This window comes from Streptomyces sp. ML-6, from assembly GCF_030116705.1.
Classification (GTDB): Bacteria; Actinomycetota; Actinomycetes; order Streptomycetales; family Streptomycetaceae; genus Streptomyces.
Genome location: NZ_JAOTIK010000001.1, coordinates 3,228,209 through 3,245,884, shown reverse-complemented (window position 1 = coordinate 3,245,884; position 17,676 = coordinate 3,228,209). Strand labels below are relative to the sequence as shown.

Below are 17,676 nucleotides of genomic sequence, written 5' to 3'. Positions count from 1 at the left end.
ATTTGTTGGCATGACGAAGCCCGCCGCCGCTCCCCGCCGTTCGGACGCCACCAAGGCCGCGATCCTCGCCGCCGCTCGCGAGCGGTTCGCCGCGGACGGGTACGAGCGCGCCACCATCCGGGCCATCGCCCGGGACGCGAGCATCGACCCGTCGATGGTCATGCGCTACTACGGCAACAAGGAGGGGCTGTTCGTCGCCGCCTCCTCGATAGATCTGCGGCTGCCCGAGTTGGGGGCGCTGCCGGCCAAGCACGTCGGTGCGGCCCTCGTGGCGCATTTCCTGGACCGCTGGGAGGGCGACGACGTGCTCACGGCGATGCTGAGGGTCGGCGTCACCAACGAGGCCGGCGCGGAGCGGATGAGAGAGGTCTTCGCCCAGCAGATAGGGCCGGTCACGCTCGGCGTCTGCCCCGATCCGGCCGAGGCCTCCCACCGGGCGGCGCTCGTCGCCTCGCAGATACTGGGAATGGCGCTCACGCGCTACGTGCTGCGGTTCGCGCCCGCCGCGGAGATGTCGCGCGAGGAAGTGATCGCCTGGCTCGCGCCCACCGTCCAGCGCTACCTGACCGCCGAGAAGCCGTAGGGCCCGGGCGGCGGGGAAGCGGAGTGCCCGATTCGTACACTCCTTGCATGTCGCAGAAGTCCCAGCCCCGCCGTCGTGCGCTGATGGCCGAGCTGACCGTCGAGTCGCGGCGGCACATGGCCGCGTACGCGCTCTTCAACCAGGCCGTCGCGGACCATTTGCGGCTCCACCCGACCGATCTGCAGTGCATCAACCTGCTCGGACTGGAGGCGGCCCCGGTCACCACGGGCCGCATCGCGGAGCTGACCGGGCTCACCACGGGGTCGGCGACCCGGCTGGTGGACCGGCTGGAACGGGGCGGCTACGTGACGCGCGAACGCGACACGGTCGACCGGCGACGCGTGCTCGTCGCGCCCGTGCCGGAGCGGATGGCGGAGATCGACGCCGTGTGGAAGCGGCTGAGCGGCGCCTGGACGGAGATGTTCGAGGCGTACGACGACGACGAAGTGGCCCTGCTCGTCGCCCACATGCGACGGACGGTCGAGCTGAGCGCGCGCCAGGTCGAGGTGCTGCGGCGGAGCACCGCCGCACCGGACCCCGGGAACGGCACGGCGGACCCGTGAGGCACAGCGGACCCGGGCGGCAGTGCGGACCCGAACGGTGGCGCGGACCCGCGAGGCACAGCGGACCTGGGCACCGGCGCGGACCCGAGAAGCGCAGTGGACCCGGGCGGCAGTGCGGACCCGGACAGCGGTGCGGACCCGGGCGTCAGGAGTTGTCCGCAGGAGTGACGGAGGCCGGGGCGAACTCCTGGAGCGCCTTCGTGACGATCGCCTCCAGCCGGGTGTGGTGGGCGCCCCGCCAGTAGACGCGGTCGCACTCCGTGCACTGCGCGAAGACGTCGTAGGACCGCCGGGTGCCGTGCTCCAGCCGGCCGCTGACGGTGTCCTTGTCGGCGTTCCTCAGCGGGCCGTTGCAGGCGGTGCACCGGGTCCACGGGGCCAGGCGCGGGGCGAACCGTTCCAGCACGTCGCGGAGTTGCTCCTCCGGATGGTTGCTGTAGACGTACGCCCCGGCCCAGAGCTCCCGCCGGTGCAGCAGTCCGCGGTCCCGGGAGAGCAGCACGCGGCGCTCCCGCGCCGAGCGGGTGGCCAGCGCGGGGTCGCCGATGTCCTCGCTCTCGTACGCCGCGTCCACGCCGAGCAGCCGCAGCCGCCGGGCGAGCGTGCCGAGGTGGACGTCGAGCAGGAACCGCAGCGGCGCGCCCGGGACGTGCTGGGGGCGCTCCACGGCGCGTACCTCGACCAGCTCGCCCGCCCGCGGGATGTGCGAGACCGGGACGGGGCGGCCGTCCACCAGGATCTGCCCGGCCTCGGTGAGCGGGATGCCGAGCGACTCCACCACGTGGCCGAGGGTGGAGGAGCCGTCGGTGATCACGGCCGTGCGTCCCCGGCGGCGTTCATGAGCGACGAAAAGGCGCAGTTCGGGGGCGACTTCGAGGTGGATCTCCGGTCCGTTCACCTCGTCAGCATGTCATCGGTCCGGGTGGGTCGGCCAGGGGGTTTCGGGCTGCCCGGGGTGCGCTGGGAGCCCCGGCGTGCCAGGCGCTCAGGGGCGGAAGGCGTCGGCGTGTTCCTCGGCCCAGGCGGCGAAGGTGCGGGCCGGGTGGCCGGTCAGCTTCTCGACCTCGTCGGTCACCTCGGCCGGTGCGCCCTCCGACGCCGCCATGTACGCGAGCAGCGCGTCGGCGATCGGCTCGGGCACGAACGCGGCCACGGACTCCTTCCAGGCCTCCCCGGACACGGCGTTGACCGTGATGGGGCGTCCGGTCGCCGCCGCCAGGAGGCCGACCTGCTCGGCGGCGGTGAGCGATTCGGGGCCGGTCAGGTGGTATGCCCCGCCCCGCAGGCGGGGTTCGGTGAGAACGGCGAGGGCGGCCTCGGCGAGGTCCGTCTCGTCGATGGGGCTGCTGTGGCTGTGGGGGTGGGGGAGGTCGACGGAACCGCGCTCCCGTACCGAGTGCGACCACTGGTGGGCGTTGGTCGCGAAGGCGCCGGGGCGGAGCAGCGTCGTGGTGAGGGGCGAGGCGGTCAGGGCCTGTTCCACCGCGTGGTGGGAGGCGGCGATCGGGTTGTCCGGGGCGTCGGGGGCGAGGACCGAGCTGGAGGAGAGCAGCACGATGTGCTCGACCCCGGCGGCCTCGGCCGCGGCGAGGAAGGCGTCGATGCCGGAGGGTTCGGCGTAGAGGAAGACGGAGTCGACCCCGGCGAGGGCGGCCGCGAAGGTGGCCGGGTCGCCGAGGTCGCAGGCCACGACCGGCACGCCGACGGGCAGCGCGGCGGCCGGACCGGAGAGCCGTTCGGGGGCGCGCGAGGCGGCGCGGACGGAGTGTCCGGCGCGGAGCAGCAGCGGGACGAGCGCGGAGCCGACCCGGCCGCGGCAGCCGGTGACGAGAGTGGGCATGGCGTAGGAACCTCTCCTCTGAGAATATGACTGCGATGCGCATAAGTTGCGCGACGCAGATAAATGTCCTGGGGGAGCCCCCGGCCGTCAAACGTTTTCGGGGCGCGGCGGCCCCATGGGACAGGAGCAAGGGGCAGGGACGGAAGTCGGGCCGGAGGCGGGCGCGCCTACAGTTCCCCCATGTCCCTCATGAAGATCATCGATCTCGAACCCGGCGACGCCAGACTGGCCGACGACCTGCTCCCCGTCCTGCGCGAACTCCGTCCCCACCTCACCGAGGACCTCTTCCGGGAGGTGTACGAGCGGGGGTACGGGCAGGGCCTGCGGTTCAGCGCCGCCTACGACGACCGGGGCGTCTGCGTGGGCGCGGCCGGGTGGCGCGTCGTCGACAACACCAGCCAGATCCGGATGCTGTACGTCGACGACCTGGTCACCGCCGAGGCCGCTCGGTCCACCGGGGTCGGCCGGAAGCTCCTCGGGTACCTGGAGGAGCGGGCCAAGGAGGCCGGTTGCCGGCACCTCAACCTGGACTCGGGCACGCACCGCACCGACGCCCACCGCTTCTATCTGCGGGAGCGGCTGGACATCGTCGCGTTCAACTTCGACAAGACCCTCGACTCGGACTGAGCACGGGACGGAAGGGCCGGACGGGGGCGGACGGGCCGGGCTCGGCCGAGGGGGTTCAGCGCGGTGCGAACGCCGTCGGGGACACCCCGACCGTGGCCGTGAAGTCCCTGATCAGATGGGCCTGGTCGCTGTAGCCGAGTTCGGCGGCGAGCGCCGCCCAGTCCACCCCGGGGTCCGACTCGGCCCGTTCCAGCGCCTCGTGGATCCGGTAGCGGAGGATGACCCACTTGGGTCCGACGCCGACGTACGCCGAGAAGAGCCGCTGGAGGGAGCGGGGGGACAGCCCCCCGGCGCGGGCGAGTTCGTCGACGCGGCGCACCGTGCGGTCCGTGCGCACCAGCTCGACCAGGGCCATCGCGCGTTCGGCCTGTGGGTCCGGCCGGGGCGCGAGCGCCAGCAGATACGCGTCGAGCGCCGCCACCCGCTCGTCCTCGTCCGCCGGGTCGAGCACGGCCGACGGCGGGGCGGGCGGGGCGAACACCTCGGCCGCGGGCAGCCGTCGGCCCGTCCACTGCGCGACCGGCCGGTCCGGTGCGAACGGCCGGAACCCGCCGGGCCGGAACTGCACGCCGCAGACCCGGCCCCGGCCCTCCAGCTTCTGCGTGAAGAGCTTCAGCCCGATGCCCGAGACCTCCACGAAGTCGGCCTCGTGCTCGTACCGCTGGAAGACCAGGTTCACGGACGGGTGCGGCACCAGGTGGGAGGCGTACGGCTGGGACAGGTCCCAGTCGATGAGCCAGTAGTGCTCCAGGTACGGCCGGAGTCCGGCGGCGGGTTCACGGCGGCGGAAACGTACCTGTGCGAAGAGTTCGGGGGCGTGGACGATGCCCCGGGTGTCGCGTCGAGGACCGGCCATGGCGGCGATTTTATGGCGTGCTTCGCGGGGCGCGGATTTTTCGTGGGGCGATGACGCGTTTCTTCAAGCGCCTGGCCGTCGCGGCGTGCAGGGTCGGCGGATGAAGAAAATGAGCGAACTGCTGGAGACGGCCGCCGCCCGGGCCGTGCCGGTGCTGAACGGGATCGACGACAGCAGCCTCGAAGCCCCCACGCCCTGCGCGGAGTACGACGTGCGGGCGTTGATCAACCACCTCTTCCAAGTGGTCGTCAACTTCCAGGCGCTGGCGGCCCGGGAGCCGGTCGAGTTCGGCGAGGCCCCGGACGTCGTCACGGGGAACTGGCGGGCCCGCTTCGGCGAGGAGACCGGCAAACTGGTGGCGGCCTGGGCGGTGCCCGGCGCGGAGGAGGGCACCGCGGGGGCCATGCAGCTGCCGGCCAGGACCGTCGGGCACATGGTGCTGGGCGATCTGACCGTCCACGCCTGGGACCTCGCGCGGGCCACCGGCCAGGACTTCGCGCCGGACGCCTCCGTGCTGGACGAGATCGGCCCCGCGCTGGCCGCGATGGCGCCGATGGCCAGGGAGTCGAAGGTGTTCGGCGAGCCGCACCCCGTGCCGGAGGGGGCCGGTCCCTTCGAGCGGGTGCTGGCGCTGACCGGCCGCGATCCGCACTGGCGGGCGCCCGGCGCGTGACCCGGTGACGCGGTCCCGGTGGATGTGTCCCGGTGACGTGTCCCGGGCGTACGGGCGGCCCCGTACGCCCGGGAACGGGCCGGGGGGCCGCTCGCGCCCGTACGCCGGAGAGAACGGGGCGTGGCGTGGTGTGGCGTGTCCGGCCGGTCAGCGGCTCCACACGTGCAGTGCGTCGCCCGACTCCGACACCGTGTACCAGGTGCCGTCGCCCAGGGCGGTGGGTGCGCCGGAGACCGGGAAGGGGTACGCGAGTTGCGCGGTCACCCGCATCTCCTCCCCGGCCGTGCTCACCAGCCAGTGGCGCGCCTCGCCGTACTCCTCGTCCCGTGCCGACGTACCGGCGACGACGGTCTCCTCGTCGAGGAAGCCGCACTTGTAGTCCCAGAGCGTCTCGTCGGCGTCCTGGTCGTCGGGGTCGGCCCCGGGGTGGCGGGGGACGGCGTGCTCGGTGTCGAGTTCGGCCAGGACGGAGCCGTCGTCGACACGGTGCACGCCGAGCGTCTCCTCGTAGTGCGTCACCGTCAGGAAGCGGTCGCCCGAGGGGCTCACCGCCGTCAGGATGCGCTCGTCGTTGCAGAACCGCTCGACGGAGAGCTCCTCGCCGTCCCACCTGCCCCACAGCAGCGGCACCCCGTCCTGCCCCTCGCCGACGCCCAGGCCCATTCGGGCGGGGTCGGGGTGCGGGACGTGGTCCGAGCCGGCCGCCGCCGTCTCCGCGTCCGCCCGGCCGAGGACCCGGCCGTCGGCGGCGTCGATGACCAGCCATTCGTCCAGCGCCTCCGGATCGGGCCCCGAGGCGGCGACGGGACCGCGGATGTGGGCCCACACGAGCGTGCCGTCCGCCGAGAACACGGCCGAGCCGCTGTCCGGGTACCGGTGCCGGACATCGGTCGCGTACTCCTCGAACCCGGCGTGGAGCGTGCGGCAACTGCCCTCCCAGCAACCGTGCGCGACCTCCCAGCGCACCGCGCCCGTCGGGTCCACCGCGCGCACCGCGTGCACTCCGGCGAAGACCGCGAGACCGGCGTCCGGCGCCACCGCGAAGGTGCCGAAGTGGCGGGGCCAGGGCGCGGGGAAGCGGACCGTCGGAGCGTTCGCCGTGCCTGCCGTGCCTGGTGTGTCTGATGCGCCCGCCGTGCCTGCCGAGTCCGCCGTGTCCGGGGCGTTCGCCGCGTCCGGGGCGAGCACGACCAGTTCGGTGTCGCCGCGCTGGACGAGCAGTCGCCGGCCGGGCCCCCGTCGGGGTGCGGTGCGGGCCACCGGACCAGGGACGGGACGTCCGCCGCGGCCCGCTCCCGGTCCAGCGGTGCGGCGAACGTGGTGACAAGGCGTGCGGTGACGGCGTCGACCATGGGCCGGGCCTCCCTCTCGTGCTCCGGTGCCGCGCCGGTACGGGGAAGGGCGTGCGGCCGTGCCGCGACCGGGTCGCACCCGAACGCCCCGCCACCGTTCACCGTTCACCGTTCCTCGGACAGCCGAGTGGTCAAGTGTTCGACGTAGTATCCCCGCCGGTGTCCGGGTCAGCCGGGGCGGGCGTCGGGGACGACGGCGACCGGGACGGGCGCGTAGTGCAGCATCGCGTGGCCCACCGGCCCGAGGCGGAAGCCGTGCCACCCGGTGTTCCGGCGGGCCCCGACGACCAGGAGTTCCGCGCCCTCGGCGGCCTCGATGAGGCTCTGGTGCGTCGGCCCCCGCACCACCGACCGGTGGATGACGACGCCGGAGGTACCGGCCGGATCCAGCCGTTCCAGCACCTCCTCCAGATGCTCTTCGGCCTCCCGGTGGTAGGAGACGGCAGGGGAGCCCGCGATGAGCGGATGGCCCATGGGCCCGTGGGCGGGGCCGCGCCAGACGCGTACGGCGACCAGTTCGCCCCGGCGGGCCGCCGCCCGTTCCAGCGCGAAGAACGCGGCCGGTGCGGGCGTGGCGGAGTCGCTGATCCCGACGACGATGCGGCCGGGGTGCGCCGGGGGCCCGGACGGGTGCGCCGGGACGACCACCACCGGGCAGTGGGACCGGCCGGCGAGCGACAGGCTGACGGAACCCAGCAGCATTCCGGCCACCCGGCCCCGGCCGCGCGAACCGAGAACGAGCAGGGAGGCCTCCCGGCTCTCCTCGACGAGCGCCGTCACGGTGTCCTCGGCCCGCACGACGGCCTCCGCGGCGACCCCGGGGCCGAGCCGCCGGGCCCGGTCGGTGGCTTCCGCGACGAGGCGCCCGGCGATGACCTCCTCCGTGGGGCGTTCGGTGTCGAAGACGTCGTGCACGCCCTCGTAGCGTTCCCACAGGGACGCGTGGACGACCCGCAGGGGCAGTCGGGAGCGCGCCGCCTCCGCCACCGCCCAGTCCAGGGCGCGCAGACTCCCCTCCGACCCGTCCACCCCGACGACCACGGGGAGCGACATCGCTCCCACCGCCTTTCGTGCCTCGGTGCTTCCGTGCTCCGGTGCTTCGGCGCTCTCGCGTCCGGCTCCCCGGTCTCCCGTTACGGCTCGATCGTCAGCACCTGATCCATGGGCCGGCGCGGGGTGCGCGGCCCCGTGGGCCCGTATCCCAGCCGGACGATCATCTGGGCGTGGCCCGAGCCGTGCACCGGGTCGCGCAGCAGCCAGCGCAGGTCCGGCCATTCGAGGGGCTGGGTCGCGAACGCCGTGGACACGCCGTGCAGCGTGGCCGTGAGCAGCATCCGTTCCAGGGCCTGACCGGCGCGGAGCCAGTCGACGGCGTGGTCGCCCGCGGTGGACAGCAGGGCCAGCTGCGGCCGCTTCTCGAACGGCACGCGGGGCCGGCCGGGCTGCGGAGCCGTCCCCAGGAAGTCGCGGGCGGTCGCCCGTGCCGAGGCGTCGCGGGGGCCCATGGCGTAGTCCGTGATGCCGTCGACGGGGGCCTCGGTCCTCGTGTCCCGGGTCCAGCTCCGCTGCTCCGCCTCCCGCGCCGGGTCCTCGCGGGCGTAGCCCTCGGCGTCCCGGATCAGGTCCAGCACCGCCTCCAGGTGCGGGGAGGCCAGGAACGCGAACTCCGCGCCCTCCGCCCGGGCCGCCCCGACGAGCAGCTCCCGGATCTCCGGCGGGATCCGCTGCTCGTCGAACGGGTAGCGGCTCGTGTGCCGCTCCCGGATCGCGGGGTACAGCGCGGCGAGCGCCGCATCCCCGCCACCGTCCGCGTCCCCGCCTCCGCCACCGTCCGCGTCCCCGTGCCCGGTTTCGCCGGTGTTCCCGTCGGTGCGGTGGTCGAGCCGTACGGTGGCCAGCATCGCGGGGGCCGACGGGTCGGGCAGCAGCGTCGTGACGGCGTGCAGCCCGCGGTGCGCGGCGGACACCCGCAGGTTCAGCAGCGCCGCGCCGCAGCCCACGTGCAGCGCCCGGGTGGCCGGGTCCTCCTCGGGCAGCGCGCGGTCGAGGTCGGCGAGGAGCGTGACGGTCCGGCCCGCCCGGGTGGCGCGGAACCGCCAGGGCTGGGCGTTGTGCATGGACGGGGCGGCAGCGGCGTCGGCGACGAGTTCGGTCAGCGTCGCGTCGTCGAGTGACTGGCTGGACATCAAGGACTCCCCGGATCGGGAACGGTCGATGCCCCTCCAGCATGGAACAGATGGGGGACCGACGCGGTCCGAGAACACCGCGAAGGGCGGGGACCGGGCCCCGCCCTCATCCGTTGTGCGCCGTGAACTCCCAGGTCAGGGCCATACCAGGCAGTACGCCTGGTGTCCGGCGTCGTGCAGCCGGTGGGAGAAGTCCTGCCATTCGTGGAGCAGCCGGTAGACGTTGAACGCGTCCTGCGGGCCGCCGCGGTCGGGGACCGTGGACCAGATGAACGCCGCGGCGCCCACCGACTCCTCGCCGACGCCGCGCAGCGGGTCGACGACCGTCATCGGGAGCTTGACCACCGCGTAGTCGGGGTGGAGCACCACCAACTCCAGCGGGGGAACCCGGTGCAGGGGTATGCCCTGTATCCCGGTGAGGACCATCGCCGCCACCGTCTCCGGCTTGATCTTGGTGAACATGCCGCCCATGCCCAGTTCGTCGCCGCCGAGCTCCTCGGGGCGCATCGAAATGGGCACGCGTGCCGCGGTGGCCCCGTCGGGGGCACCGAAGTACTTGTAGGTCACCCCCACCCGGCCACCACTCCTGCTTCCGACCTCGCCGTCCTGCGCACCACCGGACCGTATGGCCTGTTCGCGCCTTGCCTCGCGCCTCGCCTCACGCCGGTGCCGACCCCGCCGGGCAGGCTCGGGCCCCGGGCCGCCGGTCCCTTCGCCCACTCCGCCACCGCGATGCATATCTCATCCACCCGACTGCTACTCAGGAGACACAGCCCCTACCCAGGAGACACAGCTCTGCCGCGCAACCCGATCATCGTGTCAGTGACCTCCCCCGAGGACGTGCGGTGAAACACCTGTCCGCAAGTCCGTCCCAGGCTCTGACACCATGGCGTATGTGAGCTTTCCCTATGACGCCCCAGTTTCGCAGACGCTTTTCGACCGCGCGTCCCTCGTGACGCCCGGCGGCGTGAACTCTCCCGTCCGTGCTTTCCGGGCCGTGGGCGGTACGCCCCGGTTCATGGTGTCCGGCACCGGTCCGTACCTCACGGACGCCGACGGCCGGGAGTACGTCGACCTCGTGTGTTCGTGGGGGCCGATGATCCTCGGCCACTCCCACCCGGAGGTCATCGCCGCAGTCCAGGAGGCCGTCGCCCGCGGCACCTCGTTCGGCACGCCGGGCGAGGGCGAGGTCGCGCTCGCCGAGGAGATCGTGGCCCGGGTCGAGCCCGTGGAGCAGGTGCGGCTGGTGTCGTCCGGCACCGAGGCGACCATGTCCGCGATCCGGCTGGCCCGCGGCTTCACCGGCCGGGCCAAGGTGGTGAAGTTCGCCGGCTGCTACCACGGCCACGTGGACGCGCTGCTGGCCGCCGCCGGGTCCGGGGTCGCGACCTTCGGCCTCCCGGACACCCCGGGGGTCACCGGTGCGCAGGCCGGCGACACGATCGTGCTGCCGTACAACGACCTGGACGCCGTCCGGGAGGCGTTCGCCGCGCACCCCGGCGAGATCGCCTGCGTGATCACCGAGGCGTCGCCGGGCAACATGGGCGTCGTGCCGCCGCTGGACGGTTTCAACGCCGGGCTCAAGGAGCTCTGCGCCGCGAACGGGGCGCTCTACATCTCCGACGAGGTCATGACCGGTTTCCGTACCTCGAAGGCCGGCTGGTTCGGCGTCGACGGGGTGCGGCCCGACCTGATGACCTTCGGCAAGGTCATGGGCGGCGGCTTCCCGGCCGCGGCCTTCGGCGGGCGCGCGGACGTGATGGCGCACCTCGCCCCGGCCGGTCCCGTCTACCAGGCGGGCACCCTCTCCGGGAACCCGGTCGCCACCGCCGCCGGCCTCGCCCAGCTGCGACTGCTCGACGACGCGGCGTACGCCGCGGTGGACGCGGTCTCCGCGGAGATCCGCGGGCTGGTCGGCGAGGCGCTCGCCAAGGAGGGCGTGGCGCACACGGTGCAGGCGGCGAGCAACATGTTCTCCGTCTTCTTCACCGACCGGCCGGTGCGGAACTACGAGGACGCGAAGCAGCAGGAGGCCTTCCGCTTCACCGCGTTCTTCCACTCGATGCTGTCGCAGGGCGTCTACCTGCCGCCGTCGGCCTTCGAGTCCTGGTTCGTCTCCACCGCCCACGACGCGCGGGCCGTCGAGCGCGTCGCCGCCGCCCTGCCCGCCGCCGCCCGCGCCGCCGCGGAGGCCACGGCATGAGCGGGAACACGGGCTCCGGCGGTGCCCGCAAGGACAAGGACATCACCGTCGTCCACCTGATGCGGCACGGCGAGGTGCACAACCCGGAGGGCGTGTTGTACGGGCGCCGCCCCGGCTACCACCTCTCCGAGCTGGGCCGGCGGATGGCCGACCGGGTGGCCGAGCACCTGGCGGGCCGCGACATCACGTACGTCGTCGCCTCCCCCCTGGAGCGGGCCCAGGAGACGGCCACGCCGATCGCCCGGGCGCACGAGCTGGACCTGGCCACCGACGAACGGCTCATCGAGGCCGCCAACGTCTTCGAGGGCAAGACGTTCGGCGTCGGGGACGGCGCGCTGCGCAAGCCGGACAACTGGAAGCACCTCACGAACCCGTTCCGGCCGTCGTGGGGCGAGCCGTACATCGAGCAGGTCGTGCGGATGATGGGCGCGCTGGACGCGGCGCGCGACGCGGCGCGCGGTCACGAGGCGGTGTGCGTCAGCCACCAGCTGCCGATCTGGATCGTGCGCAGCTTCGTCGAGCGGCGGCGGCTGTGGCACGACCCGCGCAAGCGGCAGTGCACCCTCGCCTCGCTGACCAGCTTCACGTACCAGGGCGACAAGATCGTGTCCGTCGGGTACACGGAACCGGCGCGGGACCTGGTGCCGACGCATCTGCTGGCGGGGGCGAAGCCGGTGAAGGGCAAGTCGAAGGCGTTCGGCGCGTAGCCGGCCGGTGCGTAGTCGGCCCACCGGTCCGCCGGTCCACCGGTCGTGGGGCCGGGCGGGGCCGGGCAGGTCCGGACGGGGCGGGGCGGGGTGGCGGAGGACCCCGCCCCGCCCCGTTCTGCTGTTCCCGTCCCGTCCCGTCCCGTCCCGCCCCGGCCCGTCAGTCGTTCCGCCGCCCCGGCCCGTCTGTCCGCCCGTGCTGCTGCCGTTGCCCCGGCCTGTCCGTCCGCCCGCGCTGTTGCCCCGGTGCGGCCCACCCCCGACACTCTGTTAGGTCATGCGTTTGAGCGCGGTCCGGGTCTGGTCACATAAAGAATCATGTGCTAATTCACGGAACCCCCGTGTTGTTTCCGCCATCTAAGCCTTCGCCAGTTTGTATGGACTTGAGGCAAACGACCGCAGATGGGGTAATCATGCGCGACATCAGCCGAAGGGGTCTGCTCGGGGCCGGTCTCGGGGCCGCCGCCGCTGTCGGGGTGGCGGGCTGTGGCACCTTCGGCTCCTCCAGTGGGAGCGAGTCGGGAACCACGGGGGAGAAGGGGAGCGACGGGAGCACCCGGGGGACCGGGCCCGCGGAGAAGGACGTCCGGAAGATCGGGGACGGTTCCACCGCGGACACCGGGAAGCAGCCGCACCAGCCCGCCAAGCCGGTCCCGCTCGAACCCGGTCAGACGCCGCCGCAGTTCGTGATCTTTTCCTGGGACGGTGCGGGCGAGGTCGGCAACGGACTCTTCCCGCGCTTTCTGGAACTCGCCAAGGAGCACGACGCGGCGATGACCTTCTTCCTGTCCGGGATCTATCTGCTGCCCGAGTCCAAGAAGACCATGTACCGGCCGCCCAACAATCCGATCGGCGCCTCCGACATCGGTTATCTCACCGACGGCCACATCAAGGACACGCTGAAGAACGTCCGTCAGGCATGGCTCGACGGGCACGAGATCGGCACCCATTTCAACGGGCATTTCTGCGCGGGCTCCGGATCGGTCGCGAACTGGTCGCCCCAGCAGTGGCGGAACGAAATCGACCAGGCGATCTCCTTCGTCACCGAATGGCGCACCAACACCGGCTGGACCGACCTCGACCCGCTGCCTTTCGACTACCGCAAGGAACTGATCGGCGGACGCGCCCCCTGCCTGCTCGGCCAGGACAACCTGCTGCCCACCGCGAGCAGGCTCGGCTGGCGCTACGACGCCAGCTCGCCCGGCGGAACCCAGGTCTGGCCCAAGAAGCGCCAGGGCGTCTGGGACCTGCCGCTCCAGGCCATGCCCTTCCCCGGCCACACCTTCGAAGTCCTCTCGATGGACTACAACATCCTGGCCAACCAGTCGCTCAATTCGACCAAGGGCATGCCCTCGCGCTATCCCGGATGGCGCGAACAGGCCACCCAGTCGTATCTCGCCGGATTCAACCGCGCCTACACGACGAATCGCGCGCCCTTCTACATCGGAAACCACTTCGAGGAGTGGAACGGCGGCATCTACATGGACGCGGTCGAAGCGGTGATCAAGAAAATCGCCGGTAAGCCGGACGTTCGCCTGGTCTCCTTCCGGCAGTTCGTCGACTGGCTCGACGTACAGACCCCGGACGTCCTCGACAAGCTCCGTTCACTGGGAGTCGGTCAGGCACCCGCGGGAGGCTGGAACGCCTTCTTTAAAAAAGCCTGACAACGGGCTTTACGGGCACCGAGGGGGGTGCCCGAGATCGCCTGAACCGCCATGCGAAACTTTTCACATGAGCCATGGCCGCGCACCCCGACGCCGCTTCACCCTGCTCGCCGCCCCCGCAGCAGCCGTCGCGCTCGCCCTCACGCTGACCGCGTGCGGCGGGAACGACAACAAGACCGGCGGCGGTGGCAACACGAACTTCGTCACGGGCAGTGGCGGAATCTCCACCGTGGCCAAGGGCGACCGCGTCGCCGCCCCGAAGCTCGACGGGGAGACCCTCGACGGCAAGCAGCTCGACGTCGCCGACTACAAGGGCAAGGTCGTCGTGCTGAACATGTGGGGTTCCTGGTGCGGGCCCTGCCGCCTGGAGGCCCAGTACTTCTCGCGGGTGGCGAAGGAGACGAAGGACAAGGGCGTCCAGTTCGTCGGGATCAACACGCGGGACGCCCAAAAGGGCCCCGCGATCAGCTTCGAGGAGAACTACGGGGTCCCCTACCCCAGCCTCTTCGACCCGGCCGGCAAGCTCATGCTCCGCTTCCCCAAGGGCACGCTCCGGCCGCAGGCCATTCCGTCGACCGTCGTCCTGGACCGGGAGGGGAAGATCGCCGCCCGCTCCCTGACCGCCATCGACGCCGACAAACTGCACGAGATGATCGACCCGCTGATCGCGGAGAAGTGATCCCGTGCACACCCTTGCCGCGCTCACGGGCGAGAACGAGACCGTGATGAACGGGGCGCTGCTCGTCGCCCTGCCCATCTCCGTGCTCGCCGGGCTCGTCTCCTTCTTCTCGCCGTGCGTCCTGCCGCTGGTGCCCGGCTACCTCAGTTACGTCACGGGTGTGAGCGGCACCGACCTGGCGCAGGCCCGGCGGGGCCGGATGATCGCGGGCGCCTCGCTCTTCGTGCTCGGCTTCACCGCCGTGTTCGTCTCCGGCGGCGCGCTCTTCGGTTTCTTCGGCCAGACCCTCCTGGAGAACAGCGGGATCCTCACCAAGATCCTCGGCGTGCTGATGATCCTGATGGGCGCCTTCTTCATGGGCCTGATGCCCTGGATGACGCAGCGCGAGTTCCGCATCCACAAGCGGCCGGTGACCGGACTGGCGGGCGCCCCGCTGCTGGGCGCCCTCTTCGGGATCGGCTGGACCCCGTGCCTGGGCCCGACGCTCAGCTCGGTGAGCATCCTCGCGATGGACCAGGGCACCGCCGGGCGCGGGGCGATACTGACCGTCGCGTACTGCCTCGGCCTCGGTATCCCCTTCGTCCTCACCGCCGTCGCCTTCCGCAAGGCGCTCGGCGCGTTCGGCTGGGTCAAGAAGCACTACGCCTGGGTGATGCGGATCGGCGGCGGAATGATGATCGTGACCGGTCTGCTCCTGCTCACAGGTGTGTGGGACACGATGATGCAGCAGGTACAGGGCTGGTCCAACGGCTTCACGGTGGGGATCTGAGTTCCATGAGCAACACCAAGTCCAACCCCGCCCCGGAGCAGCAGCGCCGGGACGAGGAGAGTTCCTCCGGACCGGGCGCCGACGGCACCCGGCTCTCCACCGCGCCGCGCGAGGAGAACGAGACCGGCCTGCCCGCCATGGGCTTCGTCGGCTGGGCCCGCTGGTTCTGGCGGCAGCTCACCTCGATGCGGGTCGCGCTGATCCTGCTCTTCCTGCTGTCGCTCGGCGCCATCCCCGGCTCGCTGATCCCGCAGAACAGCGTGGACGAGCTGAAGGTGGAGGCGTTCAAGAAGGCGCACACCACCCTCACGCCGGTCTACGAGAAGCTCCAGTTCTTCGACGTCTACAGCTCGGTGTGGTTCTCCGCGATCTACATCCTGCTGTTCGTCTCGCTCATCGGCTGCATCGTGCCGCGCACCGGCCAGTTCGTGGGCCAGCTGCGCAGCCGCCCGCCCGGCGCCCCCAAGCGCCTGACCAGGCTGCCCGCGTACACCACCTGGCGCACCGAGGCCGATCCCGAGCAGGTCCACGAGGCCGCGCTCGCGATCATCCGGAAGCGCCGCTACCGGGTGCACGCGGTGAACGGCTCGGTGGCGGCCGAGAAGGGCTATCTGCGCGAGGCCGGGAACCTGATCTTCCACGTCTCCCTGATCGTGATGCTGGTCGCGTTCGCCTGCGGGCAGCTCTTCAAGTCCGAGGGCGGCAAGCTGATCGTCGAGGGCGACGGCTTCGCCAACACGCTCACGCAGTACGACGACTTCAAGTCCGGCTCGCTGTTCGACCACGACTCGCTCACCCCGTTCAGCTTCACGCTCGACGAGTTCACCGGCACGTACGAGCGCAGCGGCCCCCAGCGGGGCACGGCCCGGACCTACGAGGCGCACGTGACGTACGCGGAGGGCGCGTACGGCAAGCCGAAGAAGACCGTCATCAGGGTCAACGAACCCCTCGTCGTCGGCAGCACCAAGGTCTACCTCAACGCCCACGGCTACGCGCCGGTCGTCTCCGTCAAGGACGGCAAGGGCAAGGAGGTCTACCGGAACGCGGTGCCGCTGCTGCCGATCGACAACAACGTCACGTCGAGCGGGGCGATCAAGGTCCTGGACGGCTACCGCGACAAGAACGGCAAGAAGACCCAGCTCGGCTTCCAGGCGTTCTTCGTGCCGACCTTCGCGGGCAGCGGCAAGGGCACGATGTTCTCGCAGTTCCCGGCCGCCGACTTCCCCGTGCTGGCCCTCAACGGCTACCACGGCTCCCTCGGCGTGGACTCCGGGCTGGCGCAGAACGTCTACCAGCTGGACAAGTCCAAGATGACGGAGTTCAAGGACGCCGACGGCAATCAGCTCAAGCAGCGGCTGCTGGTCGGCGAGACCATGAAGCTGCCCGACGGCGCCGGCTCCATCACGTTCGAGGGCCTCCAGGAGTGGGCCAGCTTCCAGATCACCGAGCAGCCGGCCAGCGGCTGGGCGCTCGGCGGTGCGGTCGCCGCGATCGCCGGACTCGCGGGCTCGCTGTTCATCCAGCGGCGCCGGGTCTGGGTGCGGGCGGTGCGCGGCGCGGACGGCGTCACCGTCGTCGAGATGGCGGGCCTGGGCCGCAGCGAGTCCGCGAAGCTGCCCGAGGAACTGGCCGACCTCGCGGTCGAACTCGTCGCCTCGGCGCCCCCGGTACCCGACCCCGATCCCGAGTCCGATTCCGGGTCCGAGCCCGGCTCGGAGTCCGGTTCCGGCTCCACGTCCGAGCCCGCATCCGGGTCCGGCGCCGCATCCGAGTCCGAGCCCGGTTCCGGGTCCGGGACCGACCCCGACGCCGGACCCGAATCGGATTCCGACGCCGTCGAAGAATCCTCCGAAGATCCTGCCGAAGGGGCTGAGAAGTGAATCTCGCCGCCGCTACCAACGAGAACCTGGCGCACACCAGCAATGTGCTGATCTATTCGGCGATGGCCGTCTACACCCTGGCCTTCCTCGCGCACATCGCGGAATGGGTGTTCGGCAGCCGCAGCAAGGTCGGCCGCACCGCCGCCGCCCTGACCGGGGCCGGGACCGGGGCCGCCGCCCAGGTGAAGGTGCAGGTCGCGCAGAAGGGCGGCGGGACCGCCGTCCTGGACCGCCCGAAGATCGTCACGCGCGCCGCAGCCGGTTCCCGCGACGTCCCGGACGGGCCCGGCGCGGCCGGCGGCACGCTCAAGGGCGACCTGTACGGGCGGGTCGCGGTCTCCATGACCGTGCTCGCCTTCCTCGTGCAGGCCGCCGGCGTCATCGCCCGCGCGATGTCCGTGCAGCGCGCCCCCTGGGGCAACATGTACGAGTTCTCCATCACCTTCTCCACGGTGGCGGTCGGCTCGTACCTGGTCCTCCTGGCGCTGGGCAAGAACGTCCGCTGGATGGGGCTGCTCCTGGTCACCACCGTCCTGCTGGACCTCGGCATCGCGACCACGTGGCTCTACACCGACAGCGACCAGCTGGTGCCCGCGCTGCACTCGTACTGGCTGTGGATCCACGTCTCCACCGCCATCTTCTGCGGCGCCGTCTTCTACCTCGGCGCGGTCGGCACCCTGCTCTACCTCTTCCGCGACAGCTACGAGAGCAAGCTCGCCAGTGGTGGTCAGCCCGGCGCGTTCGCCCGCTCCGTGCTCTCCCGGCTGCCCGCCGCCGCCTCGCTCGACAAGTTCTCGTACCGCATCAACGCCGCGGTCTTCCCGCTGTGGACGTTCACGATCATCGCGGGCGCCATCTGGGCGGGCGACGCGTGGGGCCGCTACTGGGGCTGGGACCCCAAGGAGGTCTGGTCCTTCATCACCTGGGTCGCGTACGCCGCCTACCTGCACGCCCGCGCCACCGCGGGCTGGAAGGGCCGCAAGGCCGCCTACCTGGCGCTGCTCGCCTTCGGCTGCTGGCTCTTCAACTACTACGGCGTGAACATCTTCGTCACCGGCAAGCACTCCTACGCGGGCGTCTGACCGGCCCGGACC

The 17,676-nt window shown here is 71.8% G+C and carries 18 protein-coding genes; 11 read left to right on the top strand and 7 right to left on the bottom strand.

Features of this window, described 5'->3' with window-relative positions:
- Positions 1 to 10 precede the first annotated feature (10 nt).
- Positions 11 to 583, top strand: coding sequence for a TetR/AcrR family transcriptional regulator (locus tag OCT49_RS14085; RefSeq protein ID WP_283852221.1), 573 nt, complete (start codon positions 11 to 13; stop codon positions 581 to 583).
- 47 nt (positions 584 to 630) lie between these two features.
- Positions 631 to 1,146, top strand: coding sequence for a MarR family winged helix-turn-helix transcriptional regulator (locus OCT49_RS14080; RefSeq protein ID WP_283852220.1), 516 nt, complete (start codon positions 631 to 633; stop codon positions 1,144 to 1,146).
- Between the two features lie 145 nt (positions 1,147 to 1,291).
- Here the strand turns inward: OCT49_RS14080 and OCT49_RS14075 are convergent, their stop codons facing one another.
- Complete coding sequence (locus tag OCT49_RS14075; protein WP_283852219.1) at positions 1,292 to 2,044, bottom strand: Mut7-C RNAse domain-containing protein; 753 nt, start codon at positions 2,042 to 2,044, stop codon at positions 1,292 to 1,294.
- 87 nt (positions 2,045 to 2,131) lie between these two features.
- Positions 2,132 to 2,986 carry an NAD(P)H-binding protein gene (locus tag OCT49_RS14070; RefSeq protein WP_283852218.1) on the bottom strand — a complete coding sequence of 285 codons (855 nt, stop codon included), beginning with the start codon at positions 2,984 to 2,986 and terminating at the stop codon, positions 2,132 to 2,134.
- Between the two features lie 189 nt (positions 2,987 to 3,175).
- Here OCT49_RS14070 and OCT49_RS14065 point away from each other — a divergent pair, with 189 nt between their 5' ends.
- Positions 3,176 to 3,613, top strand: a complete 438-nt coding sequence (locus OCT49_RS14065; RefSeq protein WP_349632826.1) for a GNAT family N-acetyltransferase — start codon at positions 3,176 to 3,178, stop codon at positions 3,611 to 3,613.
- Between the two features lie 55 nt (positions 3,614 to 3,668).
- On the opposite strand, the gene OCT49_RS14060 is transcribed toward OCT49_RS14065, so the two are convergent.
- Positions 3,669 to 4,469, bottom strand: coding sequence for a helix-turn-helix domain-containing protein (locus OCT49_RS14060; protein WP_283852216.1), 801 nt, complete (start codon positions 4,467 to 4,469; stop codon positions 3,669 to 3,671).
- A 100-nt stretch (positions 4,470 to 4,569) separates the two neighbouring features.
- Here OCT49_RS14060 and OCT49_RS14055 point away from each other — a divergent pair, with 100 nt between their 5' ends.
- A complete protein-coding gene (locus OCT49_RS14055) occupies positions 4,570 to 5,142 on the top strand; it encodes a TIGR03086 family metal-binding protein (protein WP_283852215.1) in 573 nt (190 codons plus the stop codon).
- A 147-nt stretch (positions 5,143 to 5,289) separates the two neighbouring features.
- On the opposite strand, the gene OCT49_RS14050 is transcribed toward OCT49_RS14055, so the two are convergent.
- The 4 genes from OCT49_RS14050 to OCT49_RS14035 form a co-directional block, all read right to left on the bottom strand.
- A complete protein-coding gene (locus OCT49_RS14050) occupies positions 5,290 to 6,402 on the bottom strand; it encodes a hypothetical protein (RefSeq protein ID WP_283852214.1) in 1,113 nt (370 codons plus the stop codon).
- Between the two features lie 260 nt (positions 6,403 to 6,662).
- Positions 6,663 to 7,547 (bottom strand): universal stress protein, encoded by an 885-nt coding sequence (locus OCT49_RS14045; protein WP_283852213.1) that lies wholly within the window; start codon positions 7,545 to 7,547, stop codon positions 6,663 to 6,665.
- Between the two features lie 80 nt (positions 7,548 to 7,627).
- Entirely contained in the window at positions 7,628 to 8,680 is a 1,053-nt protein-coding gene (locus OCT49_RS14040; RefSeq protein WP_283852212.1) for an Acg family FMN-binding oxidoreductase, read from the bottom strand.
- 135 nt (positions 8,681 to 8,815) lie between these two features.
- A complete protein-coding gene (locus OCT49_RS14035) occupies positions 8,816 to 9,418 on the bottom strand; it encodes a hypothetical protein (protein ID WP_283852211.1) in 603 nt (200 codons plus the stop codon).
- A gap of 148 nt (positions 9,419 to 9,566) precedes the next feature.
- On the opposite strand from OCT49_RS14035, the gene hemL reads away from it, so the two are divergent.
- The 7 genes from hemL to ccsB all read left to right on the top strand — a co-directional run bounded on the left by hemL (position 9,567) and on the right by ccsB (position 17,664).
- Entirely contained in the window at positions 9,567 to 10,883 is a 1,317-nt protein-coding gene (hemL, locus tag OCT49_RS14030; RefSeq protein WP_502963374.1) for a glutamate-1-semialdehyde 2,1-aminomutase, read from the top strand.
- The gene (locus OCT49_RS14025) at positions 10,880 to 11,590 is read left to right on the top strand and encodes a histidine phosphatase family protein (protein ID WP_283852209.1); all 711 of its coding nucleotides are present in this window, start codon (positions 10,880 to 10,882) and stop codon (positions 11,588 to 11,590) included. Before hemL ends, OCT49_RS14025 begins: the two co-directional genes overlap by 4 nt.
- 413 nt (positions 11,591 to 12,003) lie before the next feature.
- Complete coding sequence (locus OCT49_RS14020) at positions 12,004 to 13,254, top strand: polysaccharide deacetylase family protein (RefSeq protein ID WP_283852208.1); 1,251 nt, start codon at positions 12,004 to 12,006, stop codon at positions 13,252 to 13,254.
- Positions 13,255 to 13,321: 67 nt separating this feature from the next.
- Complete coding sequence (locus OCT49_RS14015; RefSeq protein WP_283852207.1) at positions 13,322 to 13,933, top strand: TlpA family protein disulfide reductase; 612 nt, start codon at positions 13,322 to 13,324, stop codon at positions 13,931 to 13,933.
- A gap of 46 nt (positions 13,934 to 13,979) precedes the next feature.
- On the top strand, positions 13,980 to 14,702 hold the full coding sequence (locus OCT49_RS14010) for a cytochrome c biogenesis CcdA family protein (protein ID WP_283855797.1): 723 nt from the start codon (positions 13,980 to 13,982) through the stop codon (positions 14,700 to 14,702).
- 5 nt (positions 14,703 to 14,707) lie between these two features.
- The gene (gene resB / locus OCT49_RS14005) at positions 14,708 to 16,582 is read left to right on the top strand and encodes a cytochrome c biogenesis protein ResB (protein ID WP_283852206.1); all 1,875 of its coding nucleotides are present in this window, start codon (positions 14,708 to 14,710) and stop codon (positions 16,580 to 16,582) included.
- Positions 16,579 to 17,664 (top strand): c-type cytochrome biogenesis protein CcsB, encoded by a 1,086-nt coding sequence (gene ccsB, locus OCT49_RS14000; RefSeq protein ID WP_283852205.1) that lies wholly within the window; start codon positions 16,579 to 16,581, stop codon positions 17,662 to 17,664. Before resB ends, ccsB begins: the two co-directional genes overlap by 4 nt.
- Positions 17,665 to 17,676 lie beyond the last annotated feature (12 nt).